This is a genomic window from Hoyosella rhizosphaerae (assembly GCF_014643175.1).
In the GTDB taxonomy this organism is placed as follows: Bacteria; Actinomycetota; Actinomycetes; order Mycobacteriales; family Mycobacteriaceae; genus Lolliginicoccus; species Lolliginicoccus rhizosphaerae.
This window is the reverse complement of the sequence record NZ_BMJH01000002.1, coordinates 613,908-629,346: the sequence shown is the minus strand read 5'-3', so window position 1 is coordinate 629,346 and position 15,439 is coordinate 613,908. Positions and strand designations below refer to the sequence as shown.

13 protein-coding genes are annotated in these 15,439 nt (G+C 59.0%); 5 read left to right on the top strand and 8 right to left on the bottom strand.

The window, feature by feature from the left end; all coding sequences use genetic code 11:
* Positions 1–13 precede the first annotated feature (13 nt).
* Positions 14–2,143 (top strand): MMPL family transporter, encoded by a 2,130-nt coding sequence (locus IEW73_RS11105; RefSeq protein ID WP_188674583.1) that lies wholly within the window; start codon positions 14–16, stop codon positions 2,141–2,143.
* Here IEW73_RS11105 and dapE read toward each other — a convergent pair.
* Entirely contained in the window at positions 2,128–3,192 is a 1,065-nt protein-coding gene (gene dapE / locus IEW73_RS11100) for a succinyl-diaminopimelate desuccinylase (RefSeq protein ID WP_188674580.1), read from the bottom strand. The genes IEW73_RS11105 and dapE overlap by 16 nt on opposite strands.
* Before the next feature lie 115 nt (positions 3,193–3,307).
* Here dapE and dapD point away from each other — a divergent pair, with 115 nt between their 5' ends.
* The gene (dapD, locus tag IEW73_RS11095; RefSeq protein WP_188674578.1) at positions 3,308–4,285 is read left to right on the top strand and encodes a 2,3,4,5-tetrahydropyridine-2,6-dicarboxylate N-succinyltransferase; all 978 of its coding nucleotides are present in this window, start codon (positions 3,308–3,310) and stop codon (positions 4,283–4,285) included.
* Between the two features lie 120 nt (positions 4,286–4,405).
* Positions 4,406–5,842, top strand: a complete 1,437-nt coding sequence (locus IEW73_RS11090) for an amino acid permease (protein WP_188674575.1) — start codon at positions 4,406–4,408, stop codon at positions 5,840–5,842.
* Here IEW73_RS11090 and IEW73_RS11085 read toward each other — a convergent pair.
* From IEW73_RS11085 to IEW73_RS11060, 6 genes are all read right to left on the bottom strand, one after another.
* On the bottom strand, positions 5,820–6,509 hold the full coding sequence (locus IEW73_RS11085; protein WP_188674573.1) for a class I SAM-dependent methyltransferase: 690 nt from the start codon (positions 6,507–6,509) through the stop codon (positions 5,820–5,822). The genes IEW73_RS11090 and IEW73_RS11085 overlap by 23 nt on opposite strands.
* A 70-nt stretch (positions 6,510–6,579) precedes the next feature.
* Entirely contained in the window at positions 6,580–7,974 is a 1,395-nt protein-coding gene (locus IEW73_RS11080; protein WP_229675932.1) for an acyl-CoA synthetase, read from the bottom strand.
* Position 7,975: 1 nt separating this feature from the next.
* Entirely contained in the window at positions 7,976–8,341 is a 366-nt protein-coding gene (locus tag IEW73_RS11075; protein ID WP_188674571.1) for a hypothetical protein, read from the bottom strand.
* A gap of 73 nt (positions 8,342–8,414) precedes the next feature.
* A complete protein-coding gene (gene dapC, locus IEW73_RS11070; protein ID WP_188674569.1) occupies positions 8,415–9,518 on the bottom strand; it encodes a succinyldiaminopimelate transaminase in 1,104 nt (367 codons plus the stop codon).
* Position 9,519: 1 nt separating this feature from the next.
* Positions 9,520–9,843: a ferredoxin gene (fdxA, locus tag IEW73_RS11065; RefSeq protein WP_188674567.1), complete on the bottom strand. Its 324-nt coding sequence runs from the start codon at positions 9,841–9,843 to the stop codon at positions 9,520–9,522.
* 94 nt (positions 9,844–9,937) lie between these two features.
* Positions 9,938–12,556: a bifunctional FO biosynthesis protein CofGH gene (locus tag IEW73_RS11060; protein WP_229675971.1), complete on the bottom strand. Its 2,619-nt coding sequence runs from the start codon at positions 12,554–12,556 to the stop codon at positions 9,938–9,940.
* Between the two features lie 162 nt (positions 12,557–12,718).
* On the opposite strand from IEW73_RS11060, the gene IEW73_RS11055 reads away from it, so the two are divergent.
* Together IEW73_RS11055 and IEW73_RS11050 are read left to right on the top strand one after the other, a co-directional pair.
* Entirely contained in the window at positions 12,719–13,228 is a 510-nt protein-coding gene (locus IEW73_RS11055) for a PH domain-containing protein (protein ID WP_372433578.1), read from the top strand.
* Positions 13,225–14,970: a PH domain-containing protein gene (locus IEW73_RS11050; protein WP_229675931.1), complete on the top strand. Its 1,746-nt coding sequence runs from the start codon at positions 13,225–13,227 to the stop codon at positions 14,968–14,970. The genes IEW73_RS11055 and IEW73_RS11050 overlap by 4 nt, the downstream gene beginning before the upstream one ends.
* Here IEW73_RS11050 and IEW73_RS11045 read toward each other — a convergent pair.
* Positions 14,963–15,397, bottom strand: a complete 435-nt coding sequence (locus IEW73_RS11045; protein ID WP_188674561.1) for a hypothetical protein — start codon at positions 15,395–15,397, stop codon at positions 14,963–14,965. The genes IEW73_RS11050 and IEW73_RS11045 overlap by 8 nt on opposite strands.
* Between the last annotated feature and the right edge of the window lie 42 nt (positions 15,398–15,439).

The window sequence follows — 15,439 nt, the reverse complement described above, 5'->3', positions numbered from 1 at the left end:
ATAATAGGTTTGGATGACTACTCTATCGAAACGCCCGCTGCGGTGGCTCATTCCAGCCCTGCTCCTGGTTGGTTGGCTGGCGCTCGGCGGCATTGCCGGGCCTTTTGCCGGAAAACTAGGCGAAGTCCAAGTAAACGACGCCGCCTCGTTCCTCCCTGCGTCGGCTGAATCGACCGAAGTACAAGAGCTGCAGAGACAGTTCGCCGACACTACGTCCATCCCTGCCATCATCATCGCTGAAAGATCCGACGGCGTAACCCCCGATGATGCTGAATACCTCGCCAACACTGTCGCCGCATTTGCGCAAGCAGACTTGTTCAGCGAGCAACCATCACCACCAATACCTTCGCAAGACGGCAACGCACTCCAAGTAGTTGCGCCTCTTGAGGCCAACGATGCTGTAACCGATGCGATCAAGGACCTGCGCACCGAGTTTTCTTCCGCACCAGAAGGATTAAGCGTTTTCGTCACGGGTCCAGCGGGGCAATCGGCAGATTTCGAGTCAGCGTTTGCCGGAATCGACGGCCTACTCCTCATCGTCGCGGCCTCCGTCGTCATCGTCATTCTTGTCGTTGTCTACCGAAGTCCCCTGCTCCCCTTCATTGTTGTCATCAGCGCGATCCTCGCCCTCAGCCTTGCCAGCTCCTTAGTGTACCTTCTCGCCGACGCGGACGTCGTGACACTCAACGGGCAAAGTCAAGGCATTCTCTTCATCCTCGTGTTCGGTGCGGCCACCGACTACGCCCTCCTTCTCGTCTCGCGGTTCCGAGAAGAATTGCGCACGCAACCTGACAGATTCACCGCCATGGTGCGAGCATGGAAAGCAGCATTGCCACCGATCGCCGCATCGGCTGGCACCGTGATTGCCGGTGTGCTCTGTTTACTTCTATCCGACCTCAACTCCAATCGTGGGCTCGGACCTGTCGCCGCGATCGGCATCGTTGCCTCGTTCGTAGCCACGATGACATTCCTCGCGGCGGTCCTCGCGTTGCTTGGTCGCAGCGCATTTTGGCCCGCCCGCCCCAAGCTCACCGACGCACCAGCAGCGCGCACTGAAAGCCACTCCCGCTTCTGGTCCGGACTGGCTCGCCGCATTGATGCTCATCCACGGCGGTACTGGGTGATGCCTCTTCTCGTGCTCCTTGCGTTTGCCGCATTCCTGCCGACGCTCAAGGCGGACGGCGTTGCGCAATCCGACTTCTTCCTTCTCGAAGTTGAGTCGCAGCAGGGCCAGCAAGCCCTAGAACGGCACTTTGATGCCGGAACTGGCTCACCGGCAGTCATCATCGCCAACGCCGACAGGGCTGACGACGTCATCGCTGCCAGCTCCATCACGGGCGTGGCAGAGGTCCAGCCGCTAGTCGACCCCGCCACAAACGCGCCACTCGTACGCAATGGGCTCATCCAGATTCAAGCCACGCTGACCGACGCGGCGGACTCATCCGCCGCAGAAAGCACCGTGCGCGAACTCCGCGCCGCAGTGTCGGCTATCAACGGAGCAAATGCCCAGGTAGGTGGCCCAACAGCGATCCAGTTGGACACAAACGAAACATCTCAACGCGACCGCAACGTCATCATTCCACTGGTTGTGCTTGTGGTGTTTGCGATTCTTGCCCTGCTGCTCAGGTCATTGCTTGCGCCTCTCTTCCTCATGGGAACAGTGGTGCTGTCATTCGCCGCCACGCTCGGCGTTAGCGCCATTGTGTTCAACCACATCCTCGGATTCCCCGGCGCAGACCCCGTAATCCCGCTGTTCGCGTTCGTTTTCCTCGTCGCATTGGGGATCGACTACAACATCTTCCTCATGACCCGAGCGCGAGAAGAAACCCTGAAAGTCGGTACCCGCGACGGAGTGCTCAAAGCCCTCGTTGTCACCGGCGGTGTTATTACGTCAGCTGGCATCGTCCTCGCCGCGACCTTTGCGGCGCTCGCGGTGATTCCGTTGCTCTTCCTGGCGCAAATCGCATTTATCGTCGCGTTCGGAGTCTTGCTCGACGCATTGATCATGCGTTCATTGCTCGTACCCGCTGTTGTACGCGAAGTGGGTCCAAAAATTTGGTGGCCAGGAACACCCGACACCAAACGCGGACGACACCGAGACGACGATGGCGACCGCGTCCTAGTGAGTCAGCTCGTCAAGTAATTACGGAGCAAAGTGGTTACCTCGGTGATCTGGGCGACCGGAACATGTTCATCCCTACGATGTGCAAGATTCGGGTCCCCAGGCCCGAGGTTCACCGCCGGAACACCACGCGCGGCAAACCTCGAAACGTCGGTCCAACCATATTTGGCGCGAACGGAACCCGCTGCCGCCACCAACTCAGCTGCCGCCGGGTTCGACAATCCGGGCAGCGCCCCAGCGGAACTATCAGTGACCTTCCACTCGAGGTCGATTCCCTCAAACACCTCCCGCACGTGCTCCAACGCCTGTGCTTCCGAGCGGTCTGGGGCAAAACGAAAGTTAACGTCAACCGAGGCGACATCGGGGATGACATTGCCCGCTACCCCGCCGTCAATCCGCACCGCAGACAAGCCCTCCCGGTAGACACAGCCATCAATGTCGACCGAGCGAGGTTCATACCTCGCCAGACGTTCCAATACAGGTGCGAGTTTGTGGATGGCGTTCTCACCCATCCACGAGCGCGCAGAATGCGACCGCACCCCTGACGTGGCGAGGTTAACCCGCAGTGTTCCCTGGCAGCCCGCTTCAATCACTCCGGCCGTGGGTTCGCCAAGAATGGCCACGTCCGCCAACAACCACTCGGGCATCTCGCGTTCGATGCGCGCCAAACCGTTAAACTCCGCTGCTATCTCTTCGCAGTCGTAAAAGATCAAGGTGATATCGAATCGCGGGTTTTCTAAGGTGGCTGCGAGGTGCAAAAACACTGCGTCGCCCGATTTCATGTCCACCGTGCCGCAACCGTGCAGGATGTCCCCCTCGCGCCGAGACGGAACATTATCTGCGATCGGTACTGTATCCAGGTGACCAGCAAGAATGACGCGCTGAGCACACCCTCGATTCGTGCGTGCTAGCACCACATTGCCCGAGCGGACAATCTCATATCCAGACGTCTGCTCCCGCAAGGCCGCTTCGACCATGTCGGTCAGAGCCTCCTCGTTGCGAGAGACGCTCGGGACGTCAACGAGTGCAGCGGTCAATTCGATCGGGTTCGCGCGCAAGTCCAGGGTCACCGTTTCAGGTTAACGGTAATCATTCCCGCGGTGGGTACGGCGGTTCACACTAGGGCCACAAGAGTCTCCCCTGTCAGTACCGAACTGTCAGCGCCGACCTGTACCCTTTTGTTTCGTGAGTACTTCTGTGAATTCTTCGACAGGCGCCCAGGCGATCGGCATTGCGAACATCACGAACGACGGTGTGGTTCTTGACACGTGGTACCCGGAACCGCAGCTCGGCGATTTCGGCCCCGCGAGCACAGAAGTGCTCAACACACCGGAAACTCCGTCGCATCTGATCAGCCTCGTGGGCACCGATGACGACCGCGGCGTCCGCAAGGTTGCAGTCCGCACGACGATTGCTGACCTCGCCGATGCACCATTGGATGCGCACGATGCATACCTGCGACTGCACCTCATTTCGCACCGACTGGTCAAACCGCACGGAGTCAACCTTGATGGCGTATTCGGCAAGCTCGCCAACGTCGTGTGGACAAACTACGGACCGTGCGCTGTCGACGGTTTCGAAACTGTGCGCGCCCTACTCCGCCGCCACGGCCCTGTGACCGTATACAGCATCGACAAGTTCCCGCGGCTTGTTGATTACGTCATTCCGAGCGGTGTGCGCATCGCTGACGCTGACCGTGTCCGGCTCGGCGCTCACCTCGCGAGCGGCACCACAGTCATGCACGAAGGTTTCGTGAACTTCAACGCTGGCACCCTGGGGGCGTCAATGGTGGAGGGACGCATCTCCGCGGGTGTTGTAATTGATGATGGAACGGACGTTGGCGGTGGCGCGTCGATCATGGGCACGTTGTCCGGCGGCGGCAAGGAAGTAATTTCAGTCGGGCAGCGATGCCTTCTTGGCGCGAACGCCGGACTAGGTATTTCACTAGGCAACGATTGCGTGATCGAAGCTGGCCTCTACGTCACGGCAGGCACGAAAGTCACTGTCATCGCCGACGGGCAGAGCACTGTAGTGAAAGCTCGTGACCTCAGCGGCAAGGACGGGCTACTGTTCCGTAGAAACTCAGTTTCGGGCGCAGTTGAAGTTGTTCCCCGCGAAGGAACTGGCGTCGAGCTCAACGCAGCCCTCCACGCCAACGACTAATCATCCACCAAGCATGAAGTCGTGCCGATCGACACAATCGTTCGGCACGATAGACAGCTTTCAGCCGCACCAACCCACAGCGGCCGAAGGCTGACCTGCTAAAAGGCAAGGACACCTTTAGTGACAACAACCACCACATCGGGCAGACCCGCGCCCGATTCAGAGAACCTCGGCCACAGCCTCAAGGTTCGCCACCTCACCATGATGGGACTTGGCTCCGCGATTGGTGCCGGGCTGTTCCTCGGCACCGGGGCCGGAATCTCCACCGCCGGGCCAGCTATCCTCATCTCGTACTGCATCGCAGGCATCATCGTTGTTTTCGTCATGCGCATGCTTGGCGAAATGGGTGCGGCCATTCCCGCTAGCGGTTCGTTCTCGCACTATGCCCGTATCGGCATCGGGCCCTGGGCCGGATTCGTCATGGGATGGTTGTACTGGTCGCTCCTCATCATGGTGATCGGCGCCGAAATCACCGGCGCCTCCGCAATCATGCACACGTGGTGGCCGGACATTCCGCAGTGGGTTATCGCCGCGATCATTGTGACTTTCTTCGCCGCTGTGAACTTGTCAAGGGTTGCCAACTTCGGTGAGTTTGAGTTTTGGTTCGCACTGATCAAGGTGGCCGTTATCGTCGGCTTCCTCATCGTTGGTGTGCTGCTCATCTTTGGCATCTTCCCCAACACCTCACCTGTTGGTTTTACGAACCTGGTCGATCACGGTGGGTTCCTACCCAACGGAATTGAAGGCATCGCAGCCGGACTCCTGATCGTTGCGTTCGCTTTTGGTGGCATCGAGATCGTGACTATCGCAGCCGCTGAGTCGAAAGACCCAGAGCGCAGCATCGGCTTTGCCGTACGGAGCGTCATCTGGCGTATCAGTCTCTTCTACATCGGCTCCGTGGCCATCATGGTCTTCCTGCTGCCCTGGAACTCAGAAAACCTCGCTCAGAGCCCATTCGTTTCGGTGCTCAATTTAGCTGGAATCCCATACGTTGCTGGCTTCATGGAGTTCGTTGTCGTCGCCGCTCTGCTCTCTGCATACAACGCCCAAATGTATGCGACCTCACGCATGGCGTACTCGCTCGCAAGTCGGGGCGATGGGCCCCGCATCCTCACCCGTTTGTCGCGCAACGAAGTGCCGATCTTCGGCGTGCTGCTCTCAGTATTTTTCAGTTTCGTCAGCGTCATCTTGATCTGGCTGCTGCCCGACAGCCTCCTCGGAATACTGCTCAACGCTGTGGGCGCATCACTGCTTGTCATTTGGATCTTTATCGCTGTGGCGCAACTGCGACTACGCCGTCAACTCGAACGCCAGGGCCCACTAGCAGTCAAGATGTGGCTCTTCCCCTACCTAACGTGGGCCACACTCGCAATGCTTGGCGGTTTGATCGTCCTGATGATGACGGACACTGCCGCGCGGGAACAGCTCATTACCACTGGCGTTTTCTGCCTCCTACTGACCGTCGCGGCCGTGTTGACTCATCGGCACAATGCGCGGCAACCTCCACACGATCACCTGCTCAGCGATCACGGGTTCACAGAATCGCTACGCCACTGATCGTTGGCCGCACCGTTGCTATCGCGCACGGCACGCGCCCCCGCACTAAGCTGCGCACCGTCAACTCAGAGTCCCGCAATAGTTCCACCGTGCGGCGGTTCGGGTGGCACCCCGCTGTGGCGAGCACATGCAGTGGTTCCACCGCGTCCTGAATGCGGGCCAGCAATGACCCGTCAGGCGCACGCACATGCTCAAAGAACAGATACCGCCCACCTGGACGCAGGACGCGTGCGACCTCAGCTAACGCGGCCTGGGGGTTGGGCACAGAACAATGCACAAATGTTCCCACCACAGTGTCGAAGGAGCCGTCCGGGAATGGGAGTGCTTGCGCATCTGCTTGCGTAATTCGCACAGTCGGGACAGGTGGCGATTTCACTGCCGCCGTTCGCCTTAGTCTCTTGAGCATGTGAGTGTTCGCGTCGGTAAGTACTAGCTCAGTGACCATCGGAGTGTAGTGCGGGACGTTGTAGCCGTTGCCTGCACCAATCTCTAAAGTGCAACCTTGTGCTTGGCTAACCAGTCGTGCGCGCTCCACACGTAGTCCGCCCAATTCGGAAAGGCCCATGACGGCGGGAAACCACTGCGCAAAAATCCATTGATTAACAGAATGAACATGAGAACACGGCGCCGGAAACCGATGTGCACCGGTCAGTCCAGGGTTCGCCATGTATTGCTCCTCTGCTCTCAAGAGGAGACTAGCCTGTGCCAGTAGCGCTTTCGTGGCATACGCACCAAATCTATTGCAGCATCGTTTTCTGGATTTTTCCCATCGCGTTGCGAGGCAGCGATTCCACAAAGTGGATTTCTCGTGGTCGTTTGTGGTGCGACACGCGATCTGAAACCCACGTGATCAGTTCGTCAGGATCAGCAACGCTGCCCACGACGTAGGCAACTATTCGTTCGCCAAGATCATGGTCAGCTTTGCCTACTACAGCGGCCTCAACCACTGCGGGGTGGCTGAGAAGCGCATTCTCCACTTCACCCGCACCGACCTTGTATCCGCCAGTCATAATAAGGTCAGTCGACGCCCGACCAACAATACGGTGGCATCCCTGTGGGTCGATCATCGCGATGTCACCGGTGATAAACCAGCCGTCGGCGGTGAATGCTTCTGCGTTTGCGTCAGGGCGCCGAAAGTAGCCGCTGCTCACCATCGGCCCGCGCACATGAAGCACTCCGATGCTGTTGCCATCGTGTGGGACTACACACCCGTTGTCATCAACAATTCGAGTCTCAACACCACGTAGTGCCACACCGACCCAGCCGGGCTTTCGCGGACCGTCGGCACGCGCACTCACCGTGATAAGTGTTTCAGTCATCCCGTATCGCTCAACGATCTCGTGCCCAGTGAGCTCCGCAATTTTTTCGAACACCGTCTCGGGCAGCGAGGCACTGCCCGACACCAACAGGCGCGCATCGGCAATCGCACGCGCATAGTCAGGTTCCTTTGCCAACCTGGCCCACACCGTGGGGACACCAAAGTACAGCGAGCCGGGCGCCTCGGCGTAAGCCTGCGGCGTCGGTTTCCCTGTGTGGATCAGCGAGCTTCCGAAGCGCAGCGGACCCAGCAGGCCAAGGATTAGTCCATGCACATGAAACAGCGGTAGACCGTGCACCACAATGTCGCGGGCAGTCCAGTCCCACGCATCCGCAAGGGCATCAAGGCCCGCTGCGATTGCGCGCCGAGTAAGGACAGCACCTTTGGGTAAGCCGGTGGTGCCTGAGGTGTACATGATGAAAGCTGGTGTGTCAGGGTGAGGTTCAAGGTGCTGATGCCAGTCACGTGCGTGAACGCGCACAGGAACGACAGGCAATGGCTTGACGCCATCAAGCGTAGGTGACGGTCCGAGCCAGGCTTGCGCCTGCGAATCGTTCAGTATGTGATTGATCTCGACGGGGCCGGAGTCCGGCGGCACCGGCACCACTGTGACACCTGCCCGAAGCGCACCAACGATAGCGACCACTGTATGGGCGGTGGGGGCTGCCAGGACAGCGACGGTATGTGCGCCGTGCAGTCGCGGCACAACGGCATTCGCCGCGCCCAACAATGCGGGCGCAGTGAAGGAAGTGCCGTCGATTGTGACGGCGGAGTCAGTATCGACGCCCTGGTCAAGCAGTGATGGTAGGAGCACGTCAGATTTCAGTAAAACGCTGTGGCGGCTCAATTCCCAGTGCCGAGCACGCCAGTTCGATGTGCTCAAACCCCTCAGTAATGACGCCCTGGGCTGAAACCGCAGCCTCTACTGTGGTAGCAACATTGAGCATAACGCGGGCGTTGTCGAGGCATTCCTTTGCGCTCGCGAGGTGCTCAGCGGCGACTTCGTCATTATCGTGTCGAATTGTGTCCACAGCGAACGCGAGCTGGAGATAAGAACCTCTCGCCTGCGCTTTTGCCTCGTCTGCGGCCCTAGTGACTTCCAGGTTTTTCAAGAATTTTCTTCCCGCACCAAATGCGGCGACCCCAACTCCCACTGCAATAGGGATCAGTGGCAACACCATGTCAGTCCTCCTCTTACCATGAGCACCGTACCGCGCAATGCAGTGGAGCGCACTAATGCCAGGGTTTTGAACCCTAAGCAGAAATCCTGTGCGCGGCGGTGTTGATGCGTTCATCGCTCGCGGTGAGCGCGATTCGGACGTGTTTATTGCCAGTGGGGCCGTAAAACTCCCCAGGCGCAGCAAGGATTCCGCGCTCTGCGAGCCACTGGACGGTGTCACGACAGGGCTCGTCGCGTGTAGCCCACAGATAGAGACCGGCCTCGGAGTAATCAACGGTGAATCCCGCCGACCGGACAGCCTCAAGCAGGATGGTTCGACGGCGGCGGTAGCGTTCCTTCTGCTCGGCTTCATGCTCATCGTTGGCCATCGCCGCTGTGGCTGCCGCCTGGATTGGAAGTGGAACCATCATCCCCGCATGCTTGCGAACCGCAAGTAAGTCGCCGACAAGTTCGGGGTCTCCGACAACAAAACCAGCCCGGTAGCTGGCCAAGTTGGAGGTTTTAGACAGTGAGTGGACTGCGAGCAACCCGTCGAGGTTGCCTCCGCACACTGCAGGATCAAGCACGGAAACTGGTTGGGTGTCCCATCCCAGTCCGAGATAGCACTCGTCGGAAACGACAATGATGCCGCGTTCGCGGGCCCAATCCACCACCTTGCGAAGGTGATCAACACCGAGTACGCGCCCTGTGGGGTTTGATGGCGAATTAAGAAAAATCATCGAAACCCGTTGAGGGCCGATCGCGACAGTACTGTCGGCACGAAGAACACTTGCACCGGCAAGTAGCGCACCGACCTCGTACGTGGGATACGCCAGTTCGGGTATCACCACGGTATCGCCTGCCTGAACGGCGAGCAGCCTCGGCAACCACGCGATCATTTCTTTGGTGCCAATCGCGGGCAAAACGGCAGCCGGGTCGATTCCCGCAATGCCGTAGCGACGCTCCATAGACTTCGCGGCGGCTTCGCGGAATTCGATCGTCCCATGCGTCGTTGGGTAGCCGGGAACCGAAGCTACGGACGATAGTGCCGACTGAATAACCGGTGCCACTGGGTCTACCGGCGTCCCGACGGACAGATCCACAATTCCGTCGGGATGCGACTGGGCGAGACTTTTTGCATCCGCAAGTGAATCCCACGGAAAGTCCGGCAAGGTTTGCGCGACCGGTGTGCGGTGCACCTTACTCCTCGTTCATTGCGGGAAGTTGCTTGATAAACGCGGGGTCGAAGGACTTCTTTCCCACCTTCGCTGCGCCACCCGGGGAACCGAGATCATCGAAGAAGTCGACGTTGGCTTGCACGTACTCGTCCCACTCGTCGGGCACGTCATCTTCGTAGAAGATCGCCTCAACTGGACAGACAGGTTCACATGCCCCGCAATCCACGCATTCATCGGGGTGGATGTACAACATCCGATCGCCCTCGTAAATGCAATCGACAGGGCATTCCTCGATGCATGCCTTGTCGAGGACGTCGACGCATGGTTCTGCGATGACATACGTCACAGCAGTTCTCCTGTCCTACTCGCCTGGCCATCGTACTCTTGGCCAATCTTGGTCTGGTGTGCTCTACGGGCTGTGCAGAGCACCGAGGTCTAGCCTACCTGCGCGACGTCTCAGGCTGAAAATCGTGGGCCTTTGTTTTCGGCGGTATGCCATAAGTTGTGGTGCGCTCAACTGGCATACGCCCTATTTCTTCCGCGATCGCACGGAGTTCCGAGACGGTCTTGGCGGAGCCGTGTTCCGAACCAGCCATCCTGGAGATCGTCTCTTCCATCAAGGTTCCACCGAGGTCGTTTGCGCCGCCTTGCAACATCGCCTGTGTTCCCGTAATTCCAAGCTTGACCCAACTGGTCTGGATATTAGGAATGCGGCCGTGCAGCATTATTCGGGCAAGCGCATGAACAGCTCGGTTCTCCCTGATCGTGGGCCCAGGCCGTGAGGCCCCAGCTAGATACAACGGAGCACTATGGTGCACAAATGGAAGCGGCACAAACTCAGTAAACCCACCCGTGTTGTCCTGAATTCGCTGAAGAACACGAAGATGGCCAACCCAATGATGCGGCGCATCGACATGCCCGTACATCATCGTTGAGCTGGACTTAAGTCCCACCTCGTGCGCTGTGGTGACGACATCAATCCATGTCCGGGCAGGCAATTTGCCCTTGGTGAGGATCCAGCGCACCTCATCGTCGAGGATTTCCGCAGCCGTGCCTGGAATGGTGTCTAGCCCAGCCGATCGTAGTTCTGTGAGCCATTCCCGCACGGTTGTGCCATTGCGTGACGCTCCATTGACAATTTCCATCGGGCTAAAGGCGTGGACATGCATCGTCGGCACGCGGTCTTTGATTGCCCGAACAAGATCCGCATATGCAGTCACCGGCAATTCAGGATCGATGCCGCCCTGCATGCATACCTCAGTCGCACCGGCCTGGTGGGCTTCGAACGCCCGGTCTGCGACCTGCTCCGTGGACAAGGTGAACGCATCAGCGTCCCCTTTACGCTGGGCGAAAGCGCAGAACCGACAACCTGTGTAGCAAATGTTCGTGAAGTTGATGTTCCGGTTGACGACGTACGTCACGTCGTTGCCATTGGTCTCGAAGCGTAGTTGATCAGCGAATTTCGCCACCGCATCAAGAGCCGACCCGCTCGCACTTGCAAGGGCCACGTAGTCATCGTCACTTAGACCTGCTGGATTTTGCTCGGCACGCCGCAGTGCAGCAAGCACAGACTGATCGAGACGCTCGGATACGCGCGGACCTTCATCGTGGCCGTTATCAACCTGGCTCTCCGAGATCGCCTCAGCGCGCTGACGCACAGTAGCCCAGTCACCGAATGCGGTGTCAAGGTCGCTGCGGTGTTCACTTCTCCGCCCTGCGATGTCGATATCGTCGTTCAAGTCAGTTCGCCCCAGCGGAATCCACTGAGGGTCAGGCTCCTGCCACGGTAATCCCGTGGGATTAACATCGCGGGCTAATCCAGTGGCCGCATCGGTGAGCGCCTGCACGTGCGGATGCAACCGAGGGTCGATCCAGCCTCCGCCGCGACGCACAAACTCCGCATGCGCGGTAACCCGTTCAGTCAACTGGTAACCGCAGTCCGCTGTGAGTTCAGCAAGCGCATCCAACTCCGGCCACGGCCGTTCAGGGTTGACGTGGTCTGGCGTCAACGGCGAGACCCCACCCCAGTCGTCAATCCCCGCGCTGATCAGCGCGCGACACTCATCAGGCGATACAAGGTTCGGTGGGGCTTGCACCCGCATTCCTGGCCCCATCACCAGTCGAGTGACCGCTACCGCCGCGACGAACTCATCAATGTCCGCATCAGGAACAGCACGCATGGCTGTGTCTGGTTTGGCCCGAAAGTTCTGCACTATGACTTCCTGGATGTGCCCATATTCCTTGTGCACTGACCGCAGGGCGAAAATGGACTCTGCTCGTTCCTCCGCAGTTTCACCGATACCGACCAGGATGCCCGTAGTGAAGGGGACAGCGAGCCTGCCAGCATCGTGGAGAACCTGCAGTCGCACGTCCGGGTCCTTATCAGGACTGCCATAGTGGCACTCGCCTGGAGTTGTGAATAAGCGGCGCGACGTCGTCTCCAACATCATGCCCATTGACGGCGCAACGGGCTTCAACTGGGAGATCTCTTCCCACGACATAACACCTGGATTGAGATGTGGAAGTAGACCAGTTTCTTCCAAGACCCGAATCGCCATCGCTCGGACGTACTCTAGCGTCGAATTATATCCGCGCGATTCAAGCCACTCACGTGCCTCAGGCCACCGATCTTCTGGGCGATCACCAAGTGTGAAAAGCGCTTCCTTACAGCCCATAGCTGCGCCGCGCCGAGCAATCTCGACAACATCGTCCGGATCAAGAAACAGCGACTCCCCCGCCGACCGCAACTTGCCCGGCACTGTCACAAATGTGCAGTAGTGACATTTATCGCGGCACAATCTCGTCAACGGGATAAACACTTTGCGCGAGTACGTAATGGGGAGTTGCTGATCCCGGTGCGGATACGCCGCGCGCAGTCCCGCGTCACGGACACGAGTAGCAGACGCACACAGATCCGCCAGGTCGTCCCCTCGCATTTGCAACGCCACCGCTGCCTCTGCCGCATTCAGTACAACACCATCGCGTGCCCGGCGTAGAACTCGACGGATCGCCGAGTGTGAGGGACCTTGCTGATCAGGAAAATCTGGGGTGTGAGACATCACCCTTCCGATCATGCTCTAAACACAGCACCGCTACCAGCGGACAGCACTGATGGAACGTAAAGTCGAATAGTAAGACGGTGTGATCCACGCACGTCTGGAGGCGCATAAGACCTAGTTTCCGCGTGTAGTGAAATCAGACTAAACAGAACCTCCAAGGAAGTGAGTGCTGTGACAACCACTCCAGTTCACGTAGCGGACCCTGCGTGGCGACCCAGCACAAAAGCGCCGTTGATGTGGGCATCAGGCATTGCAATCTTCTGGGCTTTCCTCATCATGGCCCAAGGGGTATGGGCGAACCTTTCGGCGGACGCCACATCTACCTGGCACCTCGTCGCAGCAGGTGCAACATTAATCCTCGCACCGCTGCACATCATTGGTGTTCCACTGTGGAGATATCGCGTACATAGGTGGGAGGTGACCAGTGATGCCGTGTACACGCGCCAAGGCTGGTTCACACAAGAACGCAGAATCGCACCAATTTCACGTATCCAAACGGTGGATACAACACGTGGCCCAGTAGACCGGTTCCTAGGCCTGGCAACCGTCACCGTGACAACCGCATCGTCCGCGGGGGCCGTCACGATTCCAGCTCTGGACGTTGAGGTTGCTGACCGGACTGTGCGCGAACTGACGGATGTAGCCTCACGCACCCGCGGTGATGCGACGTGACCGGCCCCTATCACTCCTACGGCCCGGATAACCCGCCGCCACCACCCGGTTGGAAACCAGTGGGCGCGGACGAAGCCGGATGGAACGAGAATGGATGGCAAGAGTCCGCACCTCCGTCCGTGTGGCCGCTGTTTCGGCCCCCGTACCCACGCGTCATCTTCGACCCCGCACCGCTCCCGCAATGCTTCCTCACCGCGCGGCCATCGTGGCTCCCCACCCAACCTGGGCAGCCCTCATGCGATGACGACGTTCCGTGGCAGCAACTCGATCCACGCATGCTCTTCGTCAAACCGATCACGGCAGGTGTACGCGCGCTTCCCGCGATCATCGTTCCACTCATTTTGGGTGCGCAAACCGGCAACCCGATGTGGATACTCATCGCCGTATTCGCGTTCGTCTACATCGCCGCGATCGACTGGATCACCACGCGCTACCGTGTCGGACCCGAACACGTCCAGCTGAAGACTGGCCTGCTCCGCCGCAATGTGCTGTCCATTCCGCGGTCACGTGTGCGATCAGTCGATGTGCGGGCCACCGTTCTGCATCGGCTCCTCAAGCTGTCCGTGCTACGCATCGGCACTGGTCAAAGTTCCGGCGCACTTGGCGGTGGATCGAGTTTTGAACTCGACGCAATCCCGTCGGAAAGCGTTCCTGAGCTACGATCTATCCTCCTTGCCGGCGGGCGCGCGGAAGACACCGACTCGCCCGAAAGTGACGCAGCGGCGGAAACGCCACTCGACGTTTCTGACGGCCCCGAGCTCGCCAAGTGGACTCCAAAATGGACACGCTATGCGCCTCTCAGCTTCACCGGCGTCGTCGCACTAGCGGCAGGTTTCGGCCTGCTGTTCCAATCCGGTGCCGCCATCGACCGCATCGTTCGATCAGACATTGTGATCAACTCGGCTGAGTTCGCCGAACAAATCGGACCGATCGTTGCTGCGGCAATCGGAGTGATCGCCATCCTTATCGCGGCAAGCATCATCGCGATGGCCCGCTATTTCATCACATTCTCCGGCTTCACGCTGCACGACGACGGGCGCACGTTGCGGGTCAAACATGGCCTGTTGAGCACACGCGAAAGCACACTCGACCGTCGTAGGCTGCGGGGCGTCACCATTGAAGAACCGCTGTTGTTACGCCTGGTCGGCGCTGGTCGAGTTCGTGCCATCATGACCGGGATTTCTAGCGGTTCCGGCGAATCCTCCCTCATCCTTCCTGATGCACCGAGGAGCCGCACGCATAGCGTGGCCAGCGAAGTTCTCTACGACGAAACATTGGCTACAGTTCCCCTGAAGCCACACGGACCTGCAGCGTTTCGCCGCCGGATGTTCCGCGCAATGCTCGCACCTATCATCGTCCTAGCTGGACTCTGGATAGCTCACCAGCAGTTCGTTGAAATCCAGTGGTGGGGTTGGACACTAGGCGGACTGTTCTTCGTCGCTTCCGTGCCACTTGGCATAGATCGGTACCGGTCGCTGGGGCATGCCGCACCAGCAGGTTGGCTTGTCTGCCGCAGTGGGTCGTTGATGCGCGCCCGCGATGTCGTTGCGGCTCAAGGAATCATTGGATGGACAATCCAACAGACGTTCTTCCAACGCCGCGCTGGGCTAGCAACACTCGTTGCTGCCACCCCAGCCGGGGCGAGCGCCTACATGGTTATCGATATCCCAATGACCCAGACTTGGGCGCTGATTGAGCAAGTGACGCCGGGCATGACAGACTCCCTGCGCCACATCACCTAGCTGATTTGCGCGCGGCAGAAGGATCCGGACCAACCTGTTGCATCGCCTCGCGGAACATCCAAAACCCAACGGGAACTAATCCGCCTATGAGGAGAAAAAGCCCTCGCGGGTCTTGTGTGGGTATCAGTGTGGACCCGCCTGGTCCGCCCAGGAATGCTAGGAGCACTACCCCGGTCCACACCGCGACAGGAACCACAGCTCGTTTCAGCGAATAGCCGATACGCAGCGCTAGTTCTAATAAGACAATATTCCCGATCGCAGCAAAAAGCACCGAGTACGGAAATGGCACCTCACCCCAGTAACTGGGGAGAAGAAGAACGCAGAGCACGCCAAGCAGTAGTCCGTTAACAGCGAGAACGCCAGTAACGTAATTGTCGATGACGTGTGGCTCGTACACGGGCCGAGGCTTCTGCGTCTGCCACGACATCGACGTCCGCTTCCATTGAGGACGTGGCGCGGCTACCTTTTT

Bases quoted from the DNA above. Each gene is read 5' to 3' on its own strand.
- IEW73_RS11060 (WP_229675971.1), bottom strand. From the start codon at position 12,556: ATGTCTCACACCCCAGATTTTCCTGATCAGCAAGGTCCCTCACACTCG.
- IEW73_RS11105 (WP_188674583.1), top strand. From the start codon at position 14: ATGACTACTCTATCGAAACGCCCGCTGCGGTGGCTCATTCCAGCCCTG.
- IEW73_RS11045 (WP_188674561.1), bottom strand. From the start codon at position 15,397: ATGTCGTGGCAGACGCAGAAGCCTCGGCCCGTGTACGAGCCACACGTC.
- IEW73_RS11075 (WP_188674571.1), bottom strand. From the start codon at position 8,341: ATGGTGTTGCCACTGATCCCTATTGCAGTGGGAGTTGGGGTCGCCGCA.
- IEW73_RS11085 (WP_188674573.1), bottom strand. From the start codon at position 6,509: ATGGCGAACCCTGGACTGACCGGTGCACATCGGTTTCCGGCGCCGTGT.